Source organism: Clostridium nitrophenolicum, from assembly GCF_055391695.1.
This window is the reverse complement of record NZ_AP042469.1, coordinates 3,063,416-3,089,467: the sequence shown is the minus strand read 5'-3', so window position 1 is coordinate 3,089,467 and position 26,052 is coordinate 3,063,416. Positions and strand designations below refer to the sequence as shown.

Annotated in this window: 25 protein-coding genes, 1 riboswitch and 2 other annotated features; of the genes, 20 read left to right on the top strand and 5 right to left on the bottom strand. The window is 32.3% G+C overall.

Features of this window, described 5'->3' with window-relative positions:
• Nucleotides 1-59 precede the first annotated feature (59 nt).
• Nucleotides 60-986 (top strand): RelA/SpoT domain-containing protein, encoded by a 927-nt coding sequence (locus ACZ5N4_RS14650; protein ID WP_464203252.1) that lies wholly within the window; start codon nt 60-62, stop codon nt 984-986.
• A 308-nt stretch (nt 987-1,294) separates the two neighbouring features.
• On the opposite strand, the gene ilvD is transcribed toward ACZ5N4_RS14650, so the two are convergent.
• Nucleotides 1,295-2,980 (bottom strand): dihydroxy-acid dehydratase, encoded by a 1,686-nt coding sequence (ilvD, locus tag ACZ5N4_RS14645; protein WP_464203251.1) that lies wholly within the window; start codon nt 2,978-2,980, stop codon nt 1,295-1,297.
• A 47-nt stretch (nt 2,981-3,027) separates the two neighbouring features.
• Nucleotides 3,028-3,222: a binding site (T-box leader), on the bottom strand.
• 387 nt (nt 3,223-3,609) lie between these two features.
• Nucleotides 3,610-3,808, top strand: a binding site (T-box leader).
• 84 nt (nt 3,809-3,892) lie between these two features.
• On the opposite strand from ilvD, the gene ACZ5N4_RS14640 reads away from it, so the two are divergent.
• The 9 genes from ACZ5N4_RS14640 (at nt 3,893) to ACZ5N4_RS14600 (ending at nt 12,780) form a co-directional block, all read left to right on the top strand.
• Entirely contained in the window at nt 3,893-5,089 is a 1,197-nt protein-coding gene (locus tag ACZ5N4_RS14640; RefSeq protein WP_464203250.1) for an aminotransferase-like domain-containing protein, read from the top strand.
• A 131-nt stretch (nt 5,090-5,220) separates the two neighbouring features.
• Nucleotides 5,221-6,222: a ketol-acid reductoisomerase gene (gene ilvC / locus ACZ5N4_RS14635; RefSeq protein ID WP_464203249.1), complete on the top strand. Its 1,002-nt coding sequence runs from the start codon at nt 5,221-5,223 to the stop codon at nt 6,220-6,222.
• Nucleotides 6,223-6,252: 30 nt separating this feature from the next.
• Nucleotides 6,253-7,917, top strand: coding sequence for a biosynthetic-type acetolactate synthase large subunit (ilvB, locus tag ACZ5N4_RS14630; protein ID WP_464203248.1), 1,665 nt, complete (start codon nt 6,253-6,255; stop codon nt 7,915-7,917).
• A 474-nt stretch (nt 7,918-8,391) separates the two neighbouring features.
• Nucleotides 8,392-9,195 (top strand): 4-hydroxy-tetrahydrodipicolinate reductase, encoded by an 804-nt coding sequence (dapB, locus tag ACZ5N4_RS14625; RefSeq protein WP_464203247.1) that lies wholly within the window; start codon nt 8,392-8,394, stop codon nt 9,193-9,195.
• Nucleotides 9,196-9,255: 60 nt separating this feature from the next.
• A complete protein-coding gene (locus ACZ5N4_RS14620; RefSeq protein WP_464203246.1) occupies nt 9,256-10,032 on the top strand; it encodes a tetratricopeptide repeat protein in 777 nt (258 codons plus the stop codon).
• 149 nt (nt 10,033-10,181) lie between these two features.
• On the top strand, nt 10,182-10,721 hold the full coding sequence (locus ACZ5N4_RS14615) for a helix-turn-helix domain-containing protein (RefSeq protein WP_464203245.1): 540 nt from the start codon (nt 10,182-10,184) through the stop codon (nt 10,719-10,721).
• Nucleotides 10,684-11,259: a transposase gene (locus tag ACZ5N4_RS14610; RefSeq protein WP_464203244.1), complete on the top strand. Its 576-nt coding sequence runs from the start codon at nt 10,684-10,686 to the stop codon at nt 11,257-11,259. The genes ACZ5N4_RS14615 and ACZ5N4_RS14610 overlap by 38 nt, the downstream gene beginning before the upstream one ends.
• A 341-nt stretch (nt 11,260-11,600) precedes the next feature.
• Complete coding sequence (locus ACZ5N4_RS14605) at nt 11,601-12,245, top strand: tetratricopeptide repeat protein (protein ID WP_464203243.1); 645 nt, start codon at nt 11,601-11,603, stop codon at nt 12,243-12,245.
• A 115-nt stretch (nt 12,246-12,360) separates the two neighbouring features.
• Nucleotides 12,361-12,780 (top strand): hypothetical protein, encoded by a 420-nt coding sequence (locus ACZ5N4_RS14600; protein ID WP_464203242.1) that lies wholly within the window; start codon nt 12,361-12,363, stop codon nt 12,778-12,780.
• A 96-nt stretch (nt 12,781-12,876) separates the two neighbouring features.
• On the opposite strand, the gene ACZ5N4_RS14595 is transcribed toward ACZ5N4_RS14600, so the two are convergent.
• The 4 genes from ACZ5N4_RS14595 to ACZ5N4_RS14580 form a co-directional block, all read right to left on the bottom strand.
• The gene (locus ACZ5N4_RS14595; protein ID WP_464203240.1) at nt 12,877-13,671 is read right to left on the bottom strand and encodes an ABC transporter ATP-binding protein; all 795 of its coding nucleotides are present in this window, start codon (nt 13,669-13,671) and stop codon (nt 12,877-12,879) included.
• The gene (locus ACZ5N4_RS14590) at nt 13,637-14,545 is read right to left on the bottom strand and encodes an ABC transporter permease (protein ID WP_464210950.1); all 909 of its coding nucleotides are present in this window, start codon (nt 14,543-14,545) and stop codon (nt 13,637-13,639) included. Before ACZ5N4_RS14590 ends, ACZ5N4_RS14595 begins: the two co-directional genes overlap by 35 nt.
• Nucleotides 14,546-14,547: 2 nt before the next feature.
• Nucleotides 14,548-15,558 carry an ABC transporter substrate-binding protein gene (locus tag ACZ5N4_RS14585; RefSeq protein ID WP_464203239.1) on the bottom strand — a complete coding sequence of 337 codons (1,011 nt, stop codon included), beginning with the start codon at nt 15,556-15,558 and terminating at the stop codon, nt 14,548-14,550.
• Nucleotides 15,559-15,922: 364 nt separating this feature from the next.
• Complete coding sequence (locus ACZ5N4_RS14580) at nt 15,923-16,342, bottom strand: HutP family protein (RefSeq protein ID WP_464203238.1); 420 nt, start codon at nt 16,340-16,342, stop codon at nt 15,923-15,925.
• Between the two features lie 192 nt (nt 16,343-16,534).
• Between ACZ5N4_RS14580 and ACZ5N4_RS14575 the strand changes: the two genes are divergently transcribed.
• From ACZ5N4_RS14575 to ACZ5N4_RS14530, 10 genes are all read left to right on the top strand, one after another.
• Nucleotides 16,535-16,972 carry a DMT family transporter gene (locus ACZ5N4_RS14575; RefSeq protein WP_464203237.1) on the top strand — a complete coding sequence of 146 codons (438 nt, stop codon included), beginning with the start codon at nt 16,535-16,537 and terminating at the stop codon, nt 16,970-16,972.
• 10 nt (nt 16,973-16,982) lie between these two features.
• Nucleotides 16,983-18,137, top strand: a complete 1,155-nt coding sequence (locus ACZ5N4_RS14570; protein ID WP_464203236.1) for an amidohydrolase — start codon at nt 16,983-16,985, stop codon at nt 18,135-18,137.
• A gap of 410 nt (nt 18,138-18,547) precedes the next feature.
• Nucleotides 18,548-19,171 carry an MtnX-like HAD-IB family phosphatase gene (locus ACZ5N4_RS14565; protein WP_464203235.1) on the top strand — a complete coding sequence of 208 codons (624 nt, stop codon included), beginning with the start codon at nt 18,548-18,550 and terminating at the stop codon, nt 19,169-19,171.
• Nucleotides 19,172-19,368: 197 nt separating this feature from the next.
• Nucleotides 19,369-19,653, top strand: coding sequence for an ArsR/SmtB family transcription factor (locus ACZ5N4_RS14560; protein WP_464203234.1), 285 nt, complete (start codon nt 19,369-19,371; stop codon nt 19,651-19,653).
• 161 nt (nt 19,654-19,814) lie between these two features.
• On the top strand, nt 19,815-20,672 hold the full coding sequence (locus ACZ5N4_RS14555; RefSeq protein ID WP_464203233.1) for a YitT family protein: 858 nt from the start codon (nt 19,815-19,817) through the stop codon (nt 20,670-20,672).
• 79 nt (nt 20,673-20,751) lie between these two features.
• Nucleotides 20,752-20,853, top strand: a riboswitch (purine riboswitch).
• Nucleotides 20,854-21,056: 203 nt separating this feature from the next.
• Entirely contained in the window at nt 21,057-22,400 is a 1,344-nt protein-coding gene (locus ACZ5N4_RS14550; RefSeq protein ID WP_464210948.1) for a nucleobase:cation symporter-2 family protein, read from the top strand.
• Nucleotides 22,384-22,956: a xanthine phosphoribosyltransferase gene (locus ACZ5N4_RS14545; RefSeq protein WP_464203232.1), complete on the top strand. Its 573-nt coding sequence runs from the start codon at nt 22,384-22,386 to the stop codon at nt 22,954-22,956. Before ACZ5N4_RS14550 ends, ACZ5N4_RS14545 begins: the two co-directional genes overlap by 17 nt.
• 328 nt (nt 22,957-23,284) lie before the next feature.
• Nucleotides 23,285-24,301: a LytTR family transcriptional regulator DNA-binding domain-containing protein gene (locus tag ACZ5N4_RS14540; protein WP_464203231.1), complete on the top strand. Its 1,017-nt coding sequence runs from the start codon at nt 23,285-23,287 to the stop codon at nt 24,299-24,301.
• A gap of 170 nt (nt 24,302-24,471) precedes the next feature.
• Entirely contained in the window at nt 24,472-25,317 is an 846-nt protein-coding gene (locus tag ACZ5N4_RS14535) for an ABC transporter ATP-binding protein (RefSeq protein ID WP_464203230.1), read from the top strand.
• Nucleotides 25,317-26,045, top strand: coding sequence for an ABC transporter permease (locus ACZ5N4_RS14530; RefSeq protein ID WP_464203229.1), 729 nt, complete (start codon nt 25,317-25,319; stop codon nt 26,043-26,045). The genes ACZ5N4_RS14535 and ACZ5N4_RS14530 overlap by 1 nt, the downstream gene beginning before the upstream one ends.
• Nucleotides 26,046-26,052 lie beyond the last annotated feature (7 nt).

Sequence of the window (26,052 nt, the reverse complement as noted above, 5' to 3'; positions counted from 1 at the left end):
TTATACTATATGTGGTAATATTATATTATAAGGATTTCATTATATCAGGAGGACAAAGTATGGAACTAATTGAGGAAAAATTTTCAAAGAGATACCATATTTCAGAGAATACTATTATAGAAAATGGAATTGACTGGAATGTTTTGGATAAAATATATGTTGACTTTAATAAATTTAAGGACAGCTATGAAACTCAAGCTAATTTTATTGCAAACACTTTAAGAACCCATAATAAAATACACTCAGTAAAGGCTAGAGTAAAGGATGGAGAACGATTAATTGAAAAAATTATTAGAAAAACTCCAGATAGAAAAGAAAAATATGGTTCAGATTTTCAATTTACTGTAGATAATTATAAAAATGAAATAACCGATCTTATAGGCATAAGGGCAATACACATTTTTAAAGATGATTGGGAAGATATTCATAATTTCATATTAAGAACGTGGAAGGTTATTGAAATAACTGCTAATGTTAGAGAGGGTGACGATACTAAAAGATTTGAGGAGTTAGATATCCAAATCAAATCTAGAAAATCTGGCTATCGATCTGTTCACTATTTAATAGAGTTTTTTCCAACAAATCAGCAGGTTATAGCAGAGATTCAAGTAAGAACAATATTTGAAGAGGGGTATGGTGAAATAGACCATCAGCTTAGATATTCTCATAGCCAAATTCCAGAAGTATTAGAGCTAAATCTTTTATTATTTAACCGTATTGCAGGTAGTTCTGATGAAATGGCTTCACTAATAAACCTGTTGAATAAGAATTGGACTGAGATGGAAGAAAAATACGAAAATATAATAGAACAAAAAAATAATCAGATAAAAGAATTAATAGATATGATTGAACTGAAGGTTCAATTAAATGAGAAAGATAAGGAAGCAATATTATCAAGTTTAGATGATATAATATTGAAAGACAATTTGACAAAATTAACAGATGACTTAGCTAAATCTTTTGGAACAGTGCCAAAGGAACTCTAAGTTTTAATAAAAGAGTATGTATTTAAATATAGGGTTTCTGGACCGAAAGCTAACTTATACAACCGGATATGTTTCCAAGCTTCAGCACGTTAAAAACTTTTAGCCAGTTTAAAGCTTGTGTTTCAGGATAACCTAAGAACTTTCGAGAACTCGCTGTGCTCAAACAACTCTAAAGTTCTAAGGTTCTCTTAAAACCCTTCACTAAGATTGGCACAAAGTTTTTAAATCTACTTCAGCTTTGGAAACATACCCCTCTGTATAAGCTAGCTTTCTAGTTAGTTTTTCTATATTCATACTCTTTTATTATATTAAAAATCTTTTTTAAGAACTGCACCAGTGCTTGCTGAAGTGACTAGCTTGCTGTAGCGATATAAATAGGTTCCTTCTTCCGCTTTTATAGGAGGTGCAGTCCAATTATATAATCTTTGTTTAAGTTCTTCATCAGACAACTCAACCTTTATAACTCTATTAGGTAAATCTATTTCTATAATATCTCCATCTTCTATAAGTGCAATTGGTCCTCCTTCATAGGCTTCTGGAGATATATGGCCTATACAGGGTCCTCTAGTGCCTCCTGAGAAACGGCCATCTGTAAGTAAAGCTACAGACTTTTCAAGTCCCATTCCAATTATTGCAGAAGTAGGACTAAGCATTTCTCTCATTCCAGGACACCCTTTAGGGCCTTCATATCTAATTACAACAACATCTCCAGATTTTATTTGTCTGTCCATAATTGCGGTAAAAGCATCTTCTTCAGAGTTAAATACTCTTGCAGGACCACGATGGTAAAGCATTTCTGGCTCAACAGCAGACTGTTTTATAACCGCTCCATCTGGTGCTAAGTTCCCTTTAAGTATTGCTATTCCACCTTCCTTATAGTAAGGATTGTCTAGTGGCTTTATTACCGTTGGATCTAAAACTTCAGCATCAGCGATATTTTCACCTAAAGTTTTTCCTGTAACTGTGATAGTATTTGGTTCAATCAATCCTGCATCCTTAAGTAATTTAAGTACTGCAGAAATTCCACCAGCATTGTTTAAGTCTTCTATACTGTGTTTACCAGCAGGGCTGAGTTTTGCTATGTTAGGAACTTCTCTGCTAATAGCATCAAATTCCTTTAAATTAAGATCTATTTTTGCTTCATTAGCAATGGCTAGAAGATGAAGAGTAGTATTGCTTGATCCACCAATAGCCATATCGAGAGATATAGCGTTCTTAAAAGACTTTAAAGTCAATATATCTCTTGGTCTTATATTTCTTTTTATGAGTTCAACTATTTGCATACCAGCTCTTTTAGCTAACTGCTTTCTACTGCCGAAAGGTGCAGGTATAGTACCATTTCCCGGAAGAGCCATACCTAAGGCTTCAGCTAAACAGTTCATACTGTTAGCAGTAAAAAGACCAGAGCAGCTTCCGCAAGTTGGACAAGAAGAGTTTTCAATTTGATCAAGTTCATCAGAGTTTATTTTTCCTTCCGCATATGCACCAACACCTTCGAATGTACTTACTAAGTCTAGAGTCTTTCCCTTATGATTACCTGTAAGCATTGGACCGCCGCTTGCATAAATAGCAGGTATATTAAGTCTTGCAGCAGCCATAAGCATTCCCGGAACTACTTTATCACAGTTTCCAACAAGAACTAAGGCATCAAATTTATGAGCCATAGTCATAACTTCTATGGAATCTGCTATTAGTTCTCTGCTTGCTAAAGGATATTTCATACCGCTGTGATTCATGGAAATACCATCACAAATACCTATTGCTGGGAATTCTATTGGTGTTCCACCACCAGCACTTACTCCAAGCTTAACTGCTTGAACTATTTCATTTAGATGAAAATGTCCTGGTATTATCTCATTATGAGCATTTACTATTCCAACTAAAGGTTTTTCTAAATCCTCTGGTAAATATCCCATTGCATAAAATAATGAACGATGGGGAGCACGAGCAACTCCTTCTGTAACCTCTTTACTTCTCCAATTCAACTTTGTCATGTATATAACCCCCTAAAATTTATGAAATAAAAAACAGACCTTTCCCACAATGGGGCGAGGTCTGTCGCGGTACCACCCAAATTATAACTTAATTTAAATAACGGCTTCTGCCGGTTAGGCTTACTAAATTTCAGCTTAACAACTCAAGGGTGATTTTCAACAACGTTAGCTTATGGGCTTTCACCTTACCCCACTCTCTTTAAAGCATAGTTTTGTTTACTCTTCCCTGTCACAGTTTTTTTAGTATTGTCAATTAATATACTATACTTTAAATTTTCTGTCAATGAATAAATATAAAATTTTCTATCAAAGCTTGTTTAGAAAAATGAATAAATAAAATTTATATATTGCACAAAATGAAAGTTGAGTGTCAATAAATTTAGAAGTCATATGAAAACGTTTATTATAAATAATTAATAAATCGTAATATATTTTATTAAAATGACATAATATCAATACTTAAAATATAAAAATAATAAATTCGTTATAATGTAGCAAAAGAAAAAAAGAAAAATTTTAAAAAATAAAAATTAAAAAATATATTGACAAGTGAAGGAATTAATATTATGATTTTCACAAATGGTGAATGAATAAACATTTTGTTCCATATACTTTAATAATTATATAAATCAAAAACTATGATAGGGACGAGTAAGTGGTGAAAGATTTTAAAGAGAGTGAGGGCAGGTGAAAGCTCACAAATCGGAAACTGTTGAAAATCACCCTAGAGTTGCAGACTGAACTATAAGTAAGTTGTGCCGGCAGAAGCCGTTATCTAATAGAGTAAAAAATTTGGGTGGTACCGCGGTCAAACTTCTCGCCCCAGGCAGAGGTTTGATTTTTTTTATTCTTTTTTATTCGTATAAAATACAATATAAAACAATAATAATTACTGTGTTAAGGGGTGTTGTTATGAAAAATAAATTTGCAAAGAGACTTAGCAGTGGTGGATGCAGTGAAGCAGATAAAGTAATTGCAATGATCATGAAGCTTACAGAAATGCCTGAGGTAATATCCTTTGCAGGAGGGCTCCCTGATGGAGAACTTTTTCCAATCGAAGAGATGAAAAAGGTTACTCAAAAGTTACTTGATGAAGATGGGCATAATGCTCTTCAATACAGCTCAACCTATGGTGTTAAGGAGCTCAGAGAAATTATTGCAGAACAAATCATGGCAGAGGCTGGTGTAGATACTACAGCAGACAACGTAATGATAACCTGTGGATCACAGCAAGCATTAGAATTCTCAGGAAGAATATTTTTAGATGAGGGAGATGTAGTTATATGTGAAAGCCCTAGTTATTTAGGTGCAATAACTGCCTTCCAAGCCTATGGACCCAAATTTATTGAAGTGAAAATGGATAATGAAGGTATGGTGATGGAAGAGCTTGAAGAAGCGTTAAAGAATAATCCAAATGCTAAATTTATATATACTGTACCAGATTTCCAAAATCCAACAGGTATAACGCTGCCGGTTGAAAGAAGAAAAAAGATGGTTGAATTAGCACAAAAGTATGATGTACTTATTCTAGAAGATAACCCTTACGGGAATTTAATTTTTGAAGGAGACAGGCTCCCAGCAATTAAGAGTTTTGATAAAGATGACAGGGTGATATATCATGGAACATTTTCAAAGGTATTCTGTCCAGGTTTAAGAATTGGATGGGTATGTACAAGTAAGGAATTTTTAGATCAATATTTACTTGTTAAACAATCCGTAGATTTGCAGACAAATACTATGTCTCAAAAAGAAACAGCATTGTATATGAAGATGTATGATTTAAAAGAAAATGTAAATAGAATAACTGCCGTTTACAGGAGAAGAAGAGACTTAATGTTAAAAACTATTCAAGAGGAGTTTCCATCAAACTGTTCATTCACTCATCCTAATGGAGGACTTTTTCTATGGGTAACGCTTCCAGAAAATTTAGATGCGTCTGATGTTTTGAAAAAGGCAATGGAAATGAGAGTAGGTTTTGTTCCAGGAATAGCCTTCTATCCAAATGGCAATTGTAGAAATAATTTTAGATTGAACTTCTCAAGCATGAAAGATGATCAGATTGTAGAAGGAATAAAAAGACTTGGTGAGATTTTAAAAAGCTATCAATAAAAAATTTTTTAACTTTTAATAGTTAAAATATCACATAAATTCAAATTTATATAAATAAAACAACACATTATTGAGCTCAATAATATTTAAAAATTTAATTAATATAAATAAAAATTTTAGGAGGAATAAAAATGGAAAGATTAAAAGTTTATTATGATAAGGATGCAGATTTAGGTTTATTAGAAGGAAAAAAAGTTGCAGTTGTTGGATATGGCAGCCAGGGACATGCTCATGCCTTGAATTTAAAAGAAAGTGGTGTAGATGTAGTAGTAGGATTGTATGAAGGAAGTAAGTCTTGGGAACTTGCAAAAGAAGCTGGATTTAAGGTTTTAGAAGTAGCTGATGCTGTTAAAGAATCAGATTTAGTAATGCTTTTAATACCTGATGAAAAACAAAGCAAGGTATATCAAGAAAGTGTGGAGCCAAACTTATCTGCAGGAAAAGCGTTGATGTTTGCTCATGGATTTAATATTCATTTTAATCAAATAGTTCCACCTGCTGAGGTAGATGTATTTATGGTAGCACCAAAAGGGCCAGGTCATACTGTTAGAAGTGAATATGTTGGAGGGAAAGGAGTCCCTTGCTTATTTGCAGTATATCAGGATTATAGTGGGAAAGCTTGTGATTATGCACTAGCATACGCAAAGGGAATAGGTGGAACTAGAGCTGGAGTTCTACAGACAACCTTTAAAGATGAAACTGAAACAGATTTGTTCGGTGAACAAGTAGTTCTCTGTGGAGGTGTAACTGAGCTTATAAAAGCTGGATTTGAAACATTAATAGAAGCTGGCTACTCACCAGAAAATGCATATTTTGAGTGTCTACATGAAATGAAACTTATTGTAGATTTGATGAGTCAAGGTGGTTTAAGCTACATGAGATATTCTATAAGTGATACAGCAGAATATGGAGACTATAGTGTTGGCAGTAGAATAGTAACTGAAGATACAAGAAAAGAAATGAAAAAAGTCCTTAGCGAAATTCAAGATGGAACCTTTGCGAGAAATTGGATATTAGAAAACCAAGCTAATAGACCATACTTCTATGCAAAGAGAAGAAAAGAACAAAATCATCCTATAGAAAAAGTAGGTAAAGAACTTAGAGCTATGATGTCATGGATTGAAAGTAAATAGATTTTCTAAACTTTAAAAGGGGGTATCATTATGAAATTGAAAGGCGCAGAAGTACTATTAGAATGTTTAAAAGAGCAGGGCATAGACACAATATTTGGTTATCCAGGTGGAGCAGTATTACCAATTTATGATGCCCTGTATAACACTGAAGAAATAACTCATATACTAACAGCGCATGAGCAGGGGGCTACTCATGCTGCTGATGGATATTCAAGATCCACAGGAAAAGTAGGAGTTGTCCTTGCAACTTCAGGTCCTGGAGCTACTAATACAGTTACAGGTATTGCTACAGCCTATAGAGATTCAGTTCCAATGGTGGTATTTACAGGACAGGTACCTCAGAGTTTACTTGGAAAGGACTCTTTTCAGGAAGTAAATATTGTAGACATAACTACATCAATAACAAAGAAAAGCTATATTGTTACAGAGGCAGATAAGTTGGTTAGTACCATAAGAGAAGCTTTTAATATAGCAAGAGAAGGAAGACCAGGCCCTGTTGTTGTAGATATCCCAAAGGATATACAAATAGCAGAAATGGACTATGAATATGCGGAAGTTGAAAAGCCAAAAGGAAAAAGGCTAAGCTTAATGCATAATGAAGAAGAATTTAAAAAAGCAGAAGAACTTATAAGCAGTAGCATGAGGCCTGTAATTTATGCTGGTGGGGGAGTAGTTATATCTGGTGCACAGGATGAACTTATGTCCTTTGCAGAAAAAATAAATGCACCAGTAACTTGTTCACTAATGGGAATGGGAGCTTTTCCTGGAGTTCATGAAAATTATATGGGAATGGTAGGTATGCATGGAAGTAAGTGTTCAAATTATGCTGTTACCGAATGTGATCTGCTTATTGCAGTAGGTGCACGTTTTAGTGATCGTGTAATTAGTAAAGTAGAAGCTTTTGCGCCAGATGCTAAAATAATTCATATTGATATTGACCCTAAAGAGTTTGGAAAAAATGTGAACATTGATGTGGCTTTAAAAGGAGATGTAAAAGAGGTTCTAAAGGTTTTAACGGAGAAAGCTTGTCAAAAAGACAATGTAGATTGGCTTGACCAAGTTAATAGCTGGAAGAAACTCAGTGCTGGAAAATCAAATACAACTCTTCATGTAAGTCCAAAGCTCATCATGGAAAAATTATTTCATCTCACAGAAGGAAACTGCATTTTAACTACAGAAGTAGGTCAAAATCAAATCTGGACAGCTCAATATTTCAAATTTACCAAACCTAGAACATTCATATCTTCAGGAGGACTCGGAACTATGGGTTTCGGCCTTGGTGCTGCCATAGGAGCCTCTGTAGGCAATCCCGATAAAAAAGTAATTAATGTAGCAGGAGATGGTAGTTTTAAGATGAATTCTACAGAGCTAGCCACTATAGCAAAGTATAGGCTGCCTGTAGTACAGTTAGTTTTAAACAATCATGCTTTAGGTATGGTGCATCAATGGCAGGATATGTTCTATCAAGGAAGGTTTTGTCATACACAACTAGGTCCAGATGTTGATTTTATAAAATTAGGATATGCCTATGGGATTAAGACTATGAAGATAGAAAATAACAGTGAGATTGAAGAAGTATTGAGTTATGCACTTAGCTTAAATGAACCTGTTATAGTTGAATGTGAAATAAATAGAGATGAAAAAGTATATCCTATTGTACCTCCAGGGGCAGCTATAGCTCAAAGTATTGGATAGATGAAAATTTAAAATATAGGGTATAAGGCCGAAAATTGACTTACACCCCGGACTATGTTTCCAAGCTTCAGTCCGTTAAAAACTTTTAGCCAGTCTAAAGCTTGTGTTTTAAGCAGAGAGCTAAAATCTATGATTTTATGCGAATCGCTTACTCCTCTGACGTAAGGAAGAGGAGTTTCATATAACATTGAGTCGCTCCGCTCAGTCGGACCAACTTATCAATTAGAATTGATAAGTCGCTCGTGAAAAGCCATTTAGGCTTTTCACCAGTATCTAAGATTCTAAGGTTGTCTTAAAACACTTCGCTAAGACTGACACAAAGTTTTTAAATCTACCTTCAGCTTTGGAAACATAGCCCTTTGCGTAAGTCAATTTTCTAGTTTGAAACCCTATAATTATTAATACGCCTACATTCCTAATTTGTGGTATAATTATCTAAATATTTAATTTATTGATGGCTAGGAGAGTGGGAATATGAACATAATAGTAATAGGGCCAAAAGGTAAGATGGGAAAGACAATAATTAAATTGGCTAAAGATATGGATAATATGACTATTGTTGGTGCAGTAGCTCCACATGGACGAGATTATATAGGAAAAGATGCAGGACTAGCTGCAGGAGTCGGTGAAGAAATTGGGGCATTGGTTGTAGATAACCTAGAAGATATAATTGATAAATGTGATGCAATAATCGATTTTACAACTACCGAGTGCTCAATGGAAGTTTTAGAAATCGCATTAAAGCATAATAAAGCTGTAGTATGCGGCACCACAGGGTTTTCAGAAGAACAGTATAGTAGAATTGTAGAAATATCAAAGACTATACCTGTGCTATTTGCAGCAAACACTTCCATGGTGGTGAACCTTATGTATAAGCTTTTGAGTACTGCTGCAGAAGCTATAGGCAGTATGTCTGATATAGAAATAATTGAAATGCACGACAGGTATAAGATGGACGCTCCAAGCGGAACATCAAAAGAAATGGGTGAAGTAATATCAGAAGCTTTAGGAAAAAAACTTAAGGAAGTTGCAGTACATGGAAGAGAAGGCAAGGGGGCTAGAAAAGAAGGTACTATAGGATATCATTCCCTTAGGGCAGGGGATATTTCCAGCAGTCATACCGTTATGTTTGGACTTATGGGAGAAAGATTAGAAATCACTCACCACGCACATAATTGGGACTGCTTTGCAAATGGTGCTTGTAATGCAGCTTTATATTTACAGGATAAAGGTCCAGGTCTATACACAGTAAAAGATGTTTTAGGAATAAATGAATAATAATCATGTTTTTGCAATATTCATATAATAATTAGTAAGCGATTTAGAGGGGGGATTATAATGAATAGCAAGGTAATTGAACTTAAGACATATAAAAGAAAAAGTACAAAAGAATTAGCTGAAGAATTCTACAATAGAGCATTTTATTCAATATATACCGATGAAAAGATTAAGTTCTATACAATGGCTATAAGTAATGAACCTAAACATGAAAATGCTTACTATAATCGTGCCATAGTCTTTAAGGGATTGAAACAATATGATATGGCAATAAAGGATTTTACAAAAGCAATTGAGTTAAATCCGAATAATAAAGATGCTCATAATGGTAGAGCTGTTGTTTATTATGAAATAAAAGAATATGACAAAGCAATACAGGATTATGATAAGATAATAGAGCTAGATCCTGTTGATGAAAATGCTTATTTTAACAGAGGCTTGGCACATAAAATGCAGGAGAATTACGAAAATACAATAAGAGATTTTACTAAAGTAATTAATTTGGAGCCAGAAGATGAGGAAGCATATTATAATAGAGGAATTATATACTATGCTTTAAATGATTTTGATAGAGCGATAGCAGATTACAGTAAAGCAATAGAATTAAATGATGAATATGAAAGTGCCTATAATAATAGGGGAGTTGTATTTTATCAACTGGGCAAATACGAAAAAGCTATTGATGATTATATTAAGGTCATTAAGTTAAATCCTAATAATCCGGAAGTGTATTATAATATGGCTCTTGTATGCAAACAGAAAAATATGTGCAATACCATATGTTCAGATTATAAAAAATGTATTGAATTAGATTTAAAAAGTAAGGGTTCCAACTAAAAGGGTGGAACCCTTTATTTTTTTATAGTAGATATATAATGTTAAAACAGATATATAGATAAACCAACTCCATGATTGACTTATTCAAAATATTATAGTGATTTCTGCACAGACTAAAGTTAAGTAAAACTTAGTTAGGAGAGGTTACTATGGGTAGAAGAGGTATGGAAATTGAATCATTATATGGATTCACAACAGAAGAACTTAAGAAAATAAGAAATTCACATGAAGATGAATTTGCTAGAAATGTATTAACTGCTGTGATTATGCGCTACGAGGGTTTTAGTACCATAAAAATTGGCCGATTCTTATTAAAGTCTAAACAAACAGTTATAGACTATATAAAAAGATGGAATTCTAGGGGCTTAAAGGCATTAGAAAATCATCGTGGAGGTTCAGAGGGAACTTTTAGTGCTGAGATGTTGGATGATCTAATAAATACTGTATTACACACACGGCCTAATGATTTTGGATTTATAGGTAACGTATGGACCTGTCCTCTTCTTGTAGAGTACATTTATCAAAACTATGGCGAAAAGTACTCTAAGGAATATATAAGAATATTGTTAAAACGAAATAATCTTAGCTATAAAAGAGCGCAGCGCAAGCCGACTAAGGCTGATAAGGTTGAACAAAAAACCTTTTTAAAAAATGAAAACCCTTCTAATTTCTGTAGAAAACTCTTCTGAGTGTGTATTTTATGCCATGGATGAAACTGGTCTTAGGACGGAGTCTGATATTCGTAGAACGTGGAGTCTCGTAGGAATATCCCCTGTTTTAGAGAGCAACAATTGCCATGAAGGACTTAACCTAATAGGTGCTACTGAAATTACTAAAAACTTTGATACTGTCATAGATGCCTATTCGGCAAAACAAGTAATTACCTCTGAAGAAGTGAAATTGTTTCTTAAGCGACTACTTGATATCAATGTAGGTAAAAAAGTATATGTTCTATTAGATAATGCGGGATTTCATGTTAGTAAGGCTATGCAGGCTTTCGCCGAAACTCATAGAGGTGAGTTGTTTTTAATAAATACTCCTAGATATTCTCCTAAGCTAAATCCTCAGGAGAATATCTGGAATAAATTAAAAAATTGCATGTTTAGTGCAAGTGCATATTTTTCTATTGATGAACTTTTTGAGTCAATCAAAATGGTTTATCATCATTTTAATGAACAAAAGGATATGATTAAGTCCTTAGTTTACGCTAAAAATTACTATAAATAAGTCTAGCTTTGAGTTTGTTTATCTATATAGATAGAAAAGGCTGAAAGTTGACTTATCTATATTAAAATATTATATTTGCAACAATCATTATTGCATATTAAAATAGAGTTTCGCCTAAGGTTTTAAAAATTCTACAAAATTTTTAAGAGCAATTTTCATGATTATATCATATATTAAAAAATAGGTTGTTATAAGGGGGGATTAATATTAATAATATAATTAAATTAAATGAAATCAGAAGAAAAAATATTGATAGTAAAAGTAAAATAGAAAAGGCAGAAGAATTCTTCTATAGAGCCTATTATGAAGTATATCAATCTGATAAAATTAAATTTTATACAATGGCTATAAAATTAAACCCTCAATATCAAGATGCTTATTTTAACAGAGCAGGTGTTTATACGGATTTAAAAGAATATGATATGGCAATAAAGGATTTGACAAAAGCTATAGAACTAAATATAGAAGATAAGAATTCATATAATAACAGAGCCATTGGTTATTATGAAATGAATAATTATGAAAAAGCTATAGAAGACTATAATAAAGTCATAGAATTAGACCCCTTAAATCAAAATGCGTATTTTAACAGGGCTTTATCCTATAAAATGCAGGATAATTTTTCTATGGCGATAAAGGATTTTAGTAAAGCAATAGATTTAAATCCTCTTGATGAAGAAGCCTTTTATAACAGGGGAATTGTACATTACATTATGAAGGATTATGACAGAGCAATAAAAGACTATAGTGAAGTTATAGAGTTAAATAGTGAATATGAAGATGCATATAATGGCAGAGGAGTTGCATTTTATTATCAAGGACAATATGAAAAGGCAATAAAAGACTATATGAAAGTTATAAAATTGAATCCTTATAATAATGAAGTGTATTACAATTTAGCATTGATATGCAAGTTAAAAGAATGCGAAAGTACAATCAAAGCAGAGTGTAAAAAGTGTGGAGGCAAACTTTGCTTTAATATATAAAACATATTAAAATCAATTCTCTTTAATTTTATTTGTATGCTGTTGAATTAAAAAATAAAAATGATATAATCCTTAATATAAGGTAGTTATATATTTAGAAAGGGATTTTAACATAATGAATAATATAATAAAGGTACAAATATTTGGAGTTAAGGAACAGCCTATATCAAGTGGATGTGGATGTAACAATAAAGGTAATGGTTGTTCTGGCTGCTCTAGTAAAAAAAGTTCATGCAGTGGTTGTTCCAGCGCGAAAAATTCCCACAGTGGATGCAAAATAAATACTTCAAAAACTGTAGGGGATTTATATAATGAGCTTAAAAAATTTATTGAAGAAAGCGATGTAAAGGATCAAACTATAGTTGAATTTATAGATTTAGATAAAACTAAACTTGAAGGAGAATTTGAAAGGATAAAGGATATAATAAATAGAGGATTTGAACCTCCTATTACAGTAATTGACGATATTATAAGGTATTATGGTGGTATATCTAATAGCCTGGTATATAAGGATATAAAGGAATTGCTGGAGTAGAGAAATATAATAAAAGTAAAAGGACCATAGGTAAACATAACCTATAGTCCTTTTGTGTAGTCCTTAAAATATAAAGAGAATATTTTATAAGAAGTTTTAAGAAAGAGCTAATGTATCACTTATGAAATCTTCACAATTTTTATTTTTAAACAAATCTAAAAGTTTAGGAATAGTTAGATTTGCTTTTTCTTTATCTGAAACATCTACAATCGCCTCACCTCGATGAAGCATTATCAATCTGTTTCCTGTGTTTATTGCGTGAGATAAATTGTGCGTAACCATAAGCGTAGTTATATTTTTCCCAGTTACAGTTTTTTTAGTCATTTCTATAATGTTTTCAGATGTTCTTGGGTCTAATGCTGCAGTATGTTCATCAAGTAAAAGCAGCTCAGGATTAGACATTGTTGACATAAGTAAGGATAAAGCCTGTCTTTGCCCACCGGATAGTAATCCTACCTTAGTATCTATTATATTTTCAAGGTCCAAGGAAAGTTCAGATAACATTTCCTTAAAGAAGCCTATATTTTTCTTATTAACACAGGCTGTAAGATTAAAAGCTTTTCCTTTGTTGTAAGCCATAGATAAGTTCTCCAATATAGTCATAGAAGGTGATGTCCCTAATGTAGGGTTTTGAAATACTCTACCTATAAATTTTGTTCTCTTATACTCTGGTAATGCAGAAATTTCCTTGCCTTCTAAAATTATAGAACCATTGTCTATTGGTAAAGAACCACTTATTAGATTTAAAAGCGTTGACTTTCCAGCGCCATTACTGCCTATTATGGTGACAAAGTCTCCTTTATTTATACTAAGTGATAAATCTCTAAATACAACTTGTTCATTAACAGTATCTTTATTAAAAACCTTTTGCAGATTCTTTATTTGAAGCAATATTTACACCTCCTAAACTAAAAACTTTAGTTCTTTTTAGACTTAAACTAAATCTCTTCCCATTCAAAGTTAATACAATTATAACTATGAGACAGGTAATAAGTTTTAAATCTGTAGGAGGGAAACCCATCTTCAATGCCGCTGATACGCTTGCTTTGTATAGTATTGATCCTAAAATTACTGTAGTGGTTGCTGATATAAATGTTGATTTTTTCAAAATAGAGGTTCCTATTATAACCGCTGCAAGACCAACTATAATAATTCCTGTGCCCATATTTGCATCAGAAAATTTTTGGTATTGAGCCATTATTGAACCGGCCAAAGCTACAATGGCATTAGATAGCATTAAGCCTAGTATTTTCATCTTATCCATATCCACTCCAAGAGAAGTAACCATTTGTGGATTATCTCCAGTAGTTTTTAGTATGAATCCTAACTTTGTTTTTAAAAACATATCAAGCAGTATTTTTATTAAAAATGCTATTAAAGCAATTATGATCACTGGCAAAAAACCATTTGAAAAGATAGTTTTCTGTGTGAATAGTGGAACATTTGCTTTTCCCATTATTCTAAGATTAATGGAGTAAAGGCCTATCATAACTAAAATACCTGAAAGAAGATTAGTTATTTTAAGCTTTACATGCAGCAAGCCTGTTATTGCTCCAGCTGCAAGACCAGCTATGAAAGCTATAATCAGTGATAAAAATGGATTTACTCCTTTTACTAAGGCTGCAGCAGTTACAGCAGCTCCAAGAGCAAAGGTACCATCAACTGATAAATCAGGAAAATCTAATATTTTATAAGTTATATAAACTCCTATGGATACTATACCAAATATTAAACCCTGTTCAAGTATATTTATTAAAAAGCCAATCACTACTTAGCACCACCCTTAACTATTTCTGCCTTTGCTTTTAAATCGTCAGGTATGGCGATATTCAGTTTCTTAGCAGTATCTTCGTTTATTATGAGTTTTGTTTCTTTTAAAGTCTGAACTGGCATATCTTGAGGTTTTTTGCCATCTAATATATCAGCTGCCATCAGACCCGTTTGAAAACCAAGTTTGTAATAATCTATACCTTCTGTTGCCAAAGCGCCAGAATCAACATGAGCTTTTTCGGCACCTATAACAGGTATTTTCTTTTCTAAACACTTAGAGTTGATTAAAGACATTGATGAAGCTACAAGATTATCTGTAGGTGTGTATAAAACATCTACTTTTGAAAGTAGATCATTTAATCCCTGAGGTATATCATTGGAACTAGTAACACCTGTAGCTATAACTTCTAAATTCATCTTCGCAGCTTCTTCTTTAGCCGCTTTAACTTGGAGTTCTGAATTTGCTTCACTAGTGTTGTAAAGTATACCTATCTTTTTGCAGTTAGGAACTATTTTTTTGATAAGCTCAAATTGCTTATCTAAGGGAAGGGCATCACTAGTTCCTGTGACATTTGTATCTGGCTTATTCATTGATTTTACAAGACCAGATTTGACAGGGTCAGTTACTGCTGTCATTAAAATAGGTATCTCTTTAGTGCTGTTGTATGCAGCCTGTGCTGCAGGAGTTGCTATAGCAAGTATTAAGTCTTTTTTGTTTGAAACAAAATTGCTTGCTATTGTTTGTGCAGTTGGGATGTCACCTTGAGCATTTTGAAAATCTATTTTGATTTTTTCACCATCTTTAAATCCTTTAGATGCCAGTGCATCTACAAATCCCTTACGGGCTGAATCTAAAGCGGGATGCTCTACTAGCTGGCTTATTCCAATATTTAAAACCTTCTTGGAATTGCTAGTACTACTTGAAGTAGCTGAAGAACAGCCTGTTAAAATAGATGTGCCTAAAACAAGACCTCCCAATAGACAAGATAATAATTTTTTTCCTACCATACTACCATCCTCCTAAAAATATTAAGTTATAAAATTTAAAAGTAATTTTTTTACTTTTAATATCTACCATACTACGCTTGGACGACTCTCAAATGTCAAATAATAATGTAAAAGTTATAAATATTAACAGCAAATTATAGAAAAACTGTTAATTTTAATGTTTGAAATTTGTCAATTATTTAAAATTCCAAATTAAGTTATTGAGAATAATCATATAATAGATTATAAATAAAGTCAACATATCAGTCAGAATTGGCAAAATTCAATATTTTGATGGTTAATTTACTAATACATATTTAAAAAAGAATAATATTTGCAGTTATAAAGATAAAAAGAAAGAAAAATGACATTTACTAATTGGCAATTAGTAAATGTCAGGTATTGAACGATGACCAAGCCCTATAACGACTTCATTTAAATGAAGAAGTCCTATGCTCATGAAGATGCATACGCTAATATGTTCTCCAGCTCGTGCTATTCCTATTTTCCCTCCAACGTTAAGGCCTGTAGCTTTCCGTGATATTTGCTCAAGAGCTTCTTTTGTAGCACCAGCTACAGCTCCATCGTGAACATGGCAGTCTTTAATTATTTTACATCTATGGGAAGCAACTAATGCTCGTTCAATAATTTTAACTGTTGAATTCGTAAAGTCACCGCCTATATCTACAGCAGTAGTAAGAATGCCTTTTTCTTTAAAGGCTAATGTCAGCTTCTCTTCATTAGATCTTGAGGATATTGCCATTTTTACAGATGCTTTAGCAACATCAGTGCTTTGACGGTTCATTCTAATTCCTCCTCTAGTTTATTATTATAACATTATAGCATACATTTAACATTTTAGAGTACATAATGTATAATCTTGTATGTATAGATAATTTTTTATTATTTTGTGTGTGATTCAAATACCAAAGATTCAATTAAAAAGGTAAATTGACCTTTCAGTATTGGAATCATGTATACTTAAGAGGGGGATAAAATGGAAAAGACTTATGGTATTATTATGGCTGTAATAGTGGGGATTTGTCTTGGAACACAGCCTGCCATTAATGCTGTGCTTGGAAAGGCTATTACACCAAAGATAGCAGCTTTTCATAGCGTTCTTACAAGTACATTTATCATGCTTACAATAATCTTAGTTTCGGGTAGTTTTAAGGAATATGTAAATATCAAAAATGTACCTCCATTATACTGGATAGGAGGAGCCTTTGGTATAGTAATTGTGTTTTTAAGTATAAAGGTTGTGCCAATATTAGGAGCAGCATCAGCATTGTCTATATTTGTTTCTCTACATGTAATTACTGGTGCTGTGCTAAGTCACTTTGGATTATTTGGTGTTACAAAATCCCCAATTGATTTTGTTAGGCTATTTGGGATTATACTTATACTTATAGGAGTTAAGATTGTAGTTAGATAGGAGGGAAAATATGCTTTTAATTAAAAATGGTAAAATAGTTACGATGACAGGTGTTAACTATGAAAAGGGATCTATACTTATTAAGGATGGTAAAATTGTTGAAATTAGTGAAAATATTAATGAGCCGCAGGGCGCAGAGGTAATAGACGCGGAAAATAAATGGGTTTTACCAGGGCTAATAGATGCACACTGCCACTTAGGAATGCTTGAGGAGGATATAGGATTTGAGGGAAATGATTTAAATGAATCAACAGACCCTATAACTCCACAATTAAGGGCAATAGACGGGATAAATCCTTTTGATCCAGCTTTTGATGAAGCTGTGAAAGCTGGAATAACAACAGTTATGAGTGGTCCAGGCAGTGCTAATGTAATAGGAGGACAATTTGCAATTATAAAAACTAAAGGGGTTTCCATTGATGAAATGGTAGTATTAGAACCAGCAGCAGTAAAAATTGCCTTTGGTGAGAATCCAAAAAGGATTTATAAAGGAAAAAATAAAATGCCTATGACTAGAATGGGAACCGCTGCACTTCTTAGAGAAACTTTAACAAAAGCAGTAAACTATAAAAATAAGAAAAATGCAGCATTAGCTAAAGGTGATAACTTTGATATAGATATAAAGATGGAAGCATTAATGCCAGTCTTAGATAGAAAAATACCGCTAAAAGCCCATGCACATAGAACAGATGATATGCTTACTGCCGTTAGAATAGCTAAAGAGTTTAATGTTTTACTCACTCTCGATCACTGCACTGAAGGCCATATTATTATAGAACAAATTAAAGATTCTGGTGTTCCTACAATCTTTGGGCCAATTATGACCTTTAGAGGTAAAGTAGAAACAAAAAACAGAAATTATACTACTGCAAAATTATTAAATGATGCAGGAGTCAAGTTAGCAATAATGACAGACCATCCGGTTATTCCAATCGAGTATCTGCCAATATGTGCTGGATTAGCTGTAAAGTCAGGGTTAAGCATAGAAGAAGCTTTAAAAACTATAACTATAAATGCGGCAGAGATACTTGGTATAAGTGATAGAGTGGGAAGCATAGAAAAAGGAAAAGATGCGGATATAGCAATATATGACGGAAATCCTATGGATGTGTATACAGATACCTTATATACAATCATTGATGGAAAAGTAGTATATAAAAAATAATGCGACATAAGTCCATATACAGATCACTAGGCTGAAAGTTAGCTTATACGCCGTGATATGTTTCCAAGCTTCAGCACGTTAAAAACTTTTAGCCAGTCTAAAGCTTGTGTTTCAAGATAACCTAAGAACTTTCGAGAACTCGCTGTGCTCAAACAACTCTAAAGTGCTAAGGTTCTCTTAAAACCCTTCACTAAGACTAGCACAAAGTTTTTAAATCTATCTTCAGCTTTAGAAACATATCCCTCTGTATAAGCTAACTTTCTAGTTACTTTTCCTATAGGATATTATGTCGCAAAATTTTTATATTACAAATTAAAAGTAGTATAGAAGATAATTGTTATGGGATAAATTATATATTATAATGGTAAAATAGTAGAAGTATAATATTACACTTTTGGGGGTAAAAAAACTTGAAAAAAGCATTTGTGGTAGACTTTGATGGAACAATAACCGTAAAGGATGTAGGTTTCTCTATAATACAAAAATTTGCTGGAGATGGCTGGAAGGAAATAGGTGATCGCTGGATTAAGAAAGAAATAGGAACATCTGAATGCGGCCAAAAACAGTGGGACTTAATCAAATATAATGACGAAGAAATAAGAGCCTTTGCCAGTAAGTTTGAAATAAATCCTGGTTTTAAAGAATTTATCGATATAATAAAGAAGAATTCTTATAAAGTAGTAATAACCTCAGATGGTTATGATATTTATATAAAAGAAATACTTAAACAAAATGGTTTAGAAGATTTAGATCTATCCTGTAATAGTGCGGTTTATGACGAAGGCTGGAAGCTATCTTTTTTAAATACGGATAAGGAATGTAATCTTTGTGGGAACTGCAAAAAGAAGGTAGTTGAAAAATTGAAAGATGAAGGTTATGAAGTATACTATGTTGGCGATGGCCATTCTGATAGGTGCGCCTGTGTATATGCAGATAAGATATTTGCTAAGTCATTTTTAAAGCAGCACTGTGAAGAACAAAATATACCTTACTATAATTTCGATACCTTTTATGATGTAATAAAGCATATGTAAATTTGGGGTTATATTTAATAACCCCAAATTTTTTTCTCTTATAGATTCTTTAAAATGAGAAGATACATTATATATTCTCTATTTTATCGGTAATTTCATACTCTTGATTTCGTATATTTGACTATATGATTAATTAATGATATAATTAATTCGATGGTTATCGAAATATATTAAAGTAATAAGAGGTAAAATGTATCATGATACCATATAATAATGAAATTGATCATATAGCCAAAGTTTATAAAGCATTAGGTGAGCCTACGCGCATTAAAATAATAAGATTAATGGCAAAACAAGATGAGCTTAGCTGCGCTGAGATATCTAAAAGTTTAAATTTAATTGCTGGATCAACACTTTCGCACCACCTAAAGCTTCTTACAGAATGCGGCCTGCTTAAACTAAAAAAAGTAGGAGTATATCACATATACCAAATACAAAAAGAAGTTTTAAAGCACTATGCACCAGCAGTTATTGACTATTAAATTAATAATTATATTAGTTGTAAGTAAACTTAGCTATAAATATCTTTTCATTAAAATTTGTAAAGCTATTTATAGCTAAACTTTTATACCTTATTTCTATATTTATAGAAATATAGAAATAAGATAACTATACTAAATTATATTCAAAGGGGGGATGTTACATGATAAAAAAATATCGTAACAAATTTGTATTTATTTTTCGGGTTTTATTAATAATGTTAGGGGCTACCCTAGCATCCATCGGTCTTGAAATATTTCTAATTCCCAATAATGTAATTGATGGTGGAATAACGGGAATATCTATAATGGCAAGTCATATAACAAAAATTCCTTTAGGTGTATTCATTTTCTTATTAAATATACCATTCTTTGTCATAGGGTATAAGCAAATCGGAAAAACTTTTACCTTATCAACCCTATTTGGGGTCATATGTTTATCTATAGGGGTAAGTGTTCTTCACCCTGTCTCAGGAATTACAAATGATACTCTTCTAGCCTCAGTTTTTGGAGGCATTATTTTAGGTGCAGGTATTGGAATAGTAATTAGAAGCGGCGGGTCCTTAGATGGGACTGAAATTGTGGCAATAATATTAGATAGAAGAACAAGCTTTTCAATTGGAGAAATTGTTATGTTCTTTAATCTATTTATATTAGGTACTTCTGGATTCATTTTCGGATGGGACAGAGCAATGTATTCTTTAATAGCGTACTTTATTGCCTTTAAAGTGATTGACATTACTGTGGAAGGTTTAGATGAATCAAAAGCAGTTACTATTATATCAGAAAAACACAAAGATATATCCGAAGCGCTTATGGACAGACTTGGTAGAGGGGTCACTTTACTTCAAGGAAAAGGCGGCTATAAAGGGTATTCGACAAATGTAATATATGTTGTTGTATCAAGGCTTGAAATTGCCAAACTGAAATCAATTGTTCACGGATTTGATGATGATGCTTTAGTTACTATTGGAAGTGTTGAAGCGTCAGGTAAGAAGTATAAAAAGAAAGCTATACATTAAATTTTTACTCAAACTGAAAATTACTAATAATTAATAATATTAAAAAAATATTTTTATATCGAAAAATGTGTTATAATGCTGATATATCATACAAAAAGCTCGTATATCGTCGGTAATATGGTCCGAAAGTTTCTACCTGCTAGCCGTAAATTAGCAGACTACGAGGTAATGTGTTTTAACACATAGGTATATTTTATATCTATTGGTTTTAAACTCAACACCTCAAATTATTTGAGGTGTTTTTTTATTACACATTTAATTAAAAATGCATAAGTTCGGATGAATATGTTATTATTTTAAACCGTGCTGCAGTTTGTTCTACGATGCTCTATGTATGATAGACAAGTATTTTTAAAAACATAGAGGGAGATTAAAATGGAAAATATGAAAAAGAATCAAAATGACATTGAGTTAATCTATGGAGTTGAGGACAAACCAAGATTATTAACACAAATTTTATTAGGATTTCAGCATATTTTTGCTGCTTTTGGTGGAATTATTGTTGTTCCAATCGTTATTTCCGCAGCACTAGGTTTTGATGCTAAAACATCAACAGCACTAATCAGCAGCGCAATCTTAATGGCAGGGGTTGCTACCTTTATTCAATCAAAGGGAGTTGGACCAGTTGGAGCACGAGTTGCCTGTATTATGGGAACTGACTTTACATTTGTTGCACCAGCTATTGCTGTTGGAGCAAAGTTTGGATTGCCAGGTATTTTTGGGGCAACAATTTTAGGTGCACTTATAGTAATTTTATTAAGCTTTTTTGTTAAACCTTTAATGAAGTTGTTCCCGCCAATTGTAACGGGAACAGTAGTGTCCTTAATTGGATTGACTTTGCTACCAGTCTCAATAGATTGGGCAGCTGGCGGTGTAGGAAGTGCTAGTTATGGTAGCCTAAAAAATATTGCCATTGCTTTAGCTATAATGACAGTTACATTGTTATTAAACCACTATGGTAAGGGATTAGTTAGCAGTGCATCAGTTTTAATTGGAATGGTTGTTGGATATATTCTTTGCATTCCACTTGGAATGATTGATTTTTCATCTGTAGGACAAGCAAGCTGGCTATCACTACCTAAAGCCTTTGGATATGGAATAAACTTTAACTTAAAAGTTTTGTTACCATTTATACCTGCATACTTTGTTACAGTTATAGGAACAGTTGGATGTTTGAAAGCTATAAATGGAGTTTCAGGAATTGAGTCTGATGAAAAACGCATTGGTGCTGGAGTATTATCTGATGGTATAGGAAGTATGTTAGCTGGTGTGTTTGGTGCTATGCCAAATACGTCATTTAGCCAAAATATCGGCCTTATACCATTGACAAAGGTGGCTAGTCGTTATGTGACTATGATGGCGGGAGCATTACTAATTATTTTAGGTTTATTTCCTAAGTTTGCTGCATTAATTAACATAATGCCACAGCCAGTGCTTGGTGGAGTAGGAATTGTTATGTTTGGAACGGTAGCTGCAGCTGGAATTGAGACTTTAAGTCGTGTAAAGCTCAATAATCGTAATTTACTAATTATTGCTACGTCAATTGGCTTAGGGTTAGGGGTTACATTCCGTCCAGATGTCATTGCTAAATTGCCAGAAGGTTTAAAAATGATTTTTTCATCAGGAATTTCAACAGGAACAATTACAGCATTAGTATTAAATGTACTACTAAGAGAAAAAAATGAAAAGTCTAATGAAGTAGGTGATATAAATGAAAGAATTGCGTAATCGTATTTTAAAAGATGGACATGCATTATCTGAAACTGTATTAAAGGTTGATTCCTTTTTAAATCATCAAGTAGACCCAAATTTAATGTATGAAATGGGCACTTATTTCAAAAATTATTTTAAAGAGCATGGAATTACTAAAATATTTACAATCGAAAGCTCAGGAATTGCTCCAGCGGTTATGACTGCAATGCAAATGAACTTGACAATGGTGACATTAAAGAAACAATCATCAAAAATATTAAATGGTGATGTTTATCAAACAACTGTACATTCATTTACAAAAGCAATGGATTATGAGCTAACTTTATCTAAAAAATATATAACTGCAGAAGATCGAATACTAATTATTGATGATTTCTTAGCAAATGGTGAAGCTGCATTAGGTGCTGCCCGTTTAGTTGAAGAAGCAGGAGCTCAAGTTGCAGGAATAGGAATAGTTATCGAAAAGTCATTTCAACCTGGACGCAAGATTTTGGAAGACAAAGACTACGAAGTTTATTCATTAGCACGTATTGCTAAATTAGGTGAGGATTTAATCGAATTTGTAGAATAAGTATAGAGTTACTTTCTAGCTAATTTCAACATAAGGCATAATCAAGTAAATAATAGACCAGTATTCTCGCCTATTTGCCACGAATCTTTGGTCTCTTATTTCTTTTCATATGCCTAAATAAAAAATGAGTATGACTGTATTGGATAAAACTAGTACAGTCTTTTGTTATTTCATATAGAAATTATGAAACCATATCTCTTGAATGTAGGTGGTATGCTTTTGAAAACAAAAGCTAAAATATGCCAAAGTTTTATTGTATAATAATTATAATTGCACTATATTAAAAGATTGATAATAGTAAATCTGTTACTTTGGAAGGGGAATAAACTTGTTAGAGATTAATGATTTATATAAAAGACAAAAAAATAATATAATAAATGGTATTACATTTAAGGTGGAAAAAGGCAGCTTAGTGAGTATAGAGTGTAGCAATGAAACTAGTGATATGTTAGTAGACTTAATTTTGGGAAAAGAAATACCAGCAAAAGGCGAAATTTATATAGCTGGTAAAAAACATACAGATTACATAAAGAGCGATTTAAGACATATTGGAATTGTATTTAGGGAAGAAGGCTTTTATGAAAGGTTAACAGTAGAGTCATATATGAAGTTTTACAGCAGCGTAATTAATCCTCATATTGATTATAAAAAGATAATGCTAAAGCTCGCATTATTAGATATAAGTAATATGGGAGTGAAAAAATTAACTTATTCTCAAAGACGAAGATTGAGTTTTGCAAGAGAGATGCTTAAAGAACCTAAATTAATAATATTTCAAGAACCAATACTTAATATGGATAGGGAAGGAGCAAAAATAATAATAGAAAATATAGAGGAGTTATGTTCTAAGGGAACTTCTGTATTGAATACTTCTGTATCTTTTAAAGATACCCTATTGCTAGGAGGTCAGTCTTATATTCTTGATGAAAATGGATTTAAGGGAATTGAAGACAACAAAGATGATATTTGTTTAATTAATGATAGCGATGAAGATAAAAAGCCAATATATAAAATTGAAAAGATTCCAGCAAAGATTGATGAAAGGATATTGCTCTTTGATCCTGTTGAAATAGATTATGTAGAAAGTGAACAAGGTGTAAGTAACTTAAACATAAGAGGAGAAAGATTTCCATGTATGGTATCACTTGCAGAATTAGAAAATAGGCTAAAGCATTTTGGATTTTTTCGATGTCACAGATCATATTTAGTAAATCTTCAAAGAGTTAAAGAAGTTATAACCTGGACAAGGAATAGCTACAGCTTAAGCTTAGACGATAAACTTAAAAGTTCTGTTCCCCTTGCTAAAGGGAGAATGGAAGAACTAAAAGACATATTAAATCTGTAAATTATGTTCCAGTGAGGTAAAATATACTCCTTTTATCTGTAAATATAAAATTTTAAACTAAAAAATGCTCCTCTCAACCTCAATGATACTCCTTTGAAGACAGATTTGTAGTTTAGCAGCATTATTCATGGAATAATTATCTCATAGAAAAAAGAAAAGAGGTTTGAGCTATGGATAATATTATTTCAATGAAAAATGTAAGAAAAACCTTTAAGGAAAATACAGCCTTGAAGAATTTAACTTTTGATGTTAAAGAAGGTGAAATATTTGGATTCTTAGGTCCAAGTGGAGCTGGGAAAACTACAACAATTAAAATCTTGACTTCACAACTAATACCTACAAATGGAGATGTAAATGTATTTGGAAAAGACATATATTCTGAAAAAAAAGAACTCTTCAAGTATATTGGAATACTAACGGATAACAGCGGTATATATGAAAGGCTTACAGTTTTAGATAACCTAAATCTATTTGCAGATATTAATGAAGTGCCAAGAGCGAATATATATGAGGTATTAGAAAAGGTTGGTATGATAGAGTGTAAAAATAAGGAGGCTAAAAAGCTATCTAAAGGAATGAAACAAAGATTAATGCTAGCTAGAGCAGTGCTTCATAAACCTAAACTACTATTTTTAGATGAACCAACATCATCATTAGACCCTGGGACGACATTAGGGATACACAGATTATTAAAGAAACTTAACAGCGAGGGAACAACTATATTTTTAACTACACACAATATGGAGGAAGCTGATAAGCTTTGTGATAGAGTAGCATTTTTAAATAATGGAGAGATAGTTGATATTGGTAACCCAGTTACTTTAAAACTCAATTATGCAAAGGATGATATTAAAGTAATTTTAAAGGAAGATAATAAGACTCTAATGATAAAGAATAATAAAGAAGGTGCAGTTCGGCTTAAAACTCTGATGGAAGAAGGACAAGCATTGTCTATCCATTCAATGGAACCAAATTTAGAAGAAATATTTTTAATGTTAACTGGGAGGGAGTTATAATGGAGTTTTCAATAAGGAGAGTAAATGGATTATTTAAAAAAGAATTAAAGGATATAGTTAAGAATGCTAATGTTTTATTTATGTGTATACTTCCAATAGTATTTTGTTTTATATATTCAAAGATGTTTGGGAGAAACCCATCACAATATGTATATAAAATATCAATTTTAAATTTATGCTTGGGTATGAACTTGACATTAGTATCTAGTCTTGTTATGGCTATGTTAATTGCAGAAGAAAAGGAAAAGAATACTATGAGAACATTAATGTTATCAGCTGTTTCGCCAATGGAATTTTTAGCGGGAAAAGCTATCATAACATTGCTGCTTTCATTAGTTGTTAATATAACAATGTTTTTTATAGCTGAAATGAATATACAATATTTAGGCAAGTATATATTTATATCTACTTTAGTTGCCTTAAGTATGATAGAATTAGGAGCTGTAATAGGATTAATTGCTCAAAATCAGATAGCTACAGGAACTATAGGAATGCCTATATTGATGGCTTTTTTTATGCTTCCTCTGTTTGCAAAGCTAAATAAGGCAGTTGGTAAAATATCAGATTTATTACCAACTTATAATTTAAATATATTGTTAGTAAAGATATTTAAAGGCGAAGCAATTAATACTGGCGTTACTTATAATATATGTATTATTTTAGTGTGGATAATAATTTCCGCAGCTGTCTTTGCTTATATATACAATAAAAAAGGGTTAGACAATTAAGAATAAA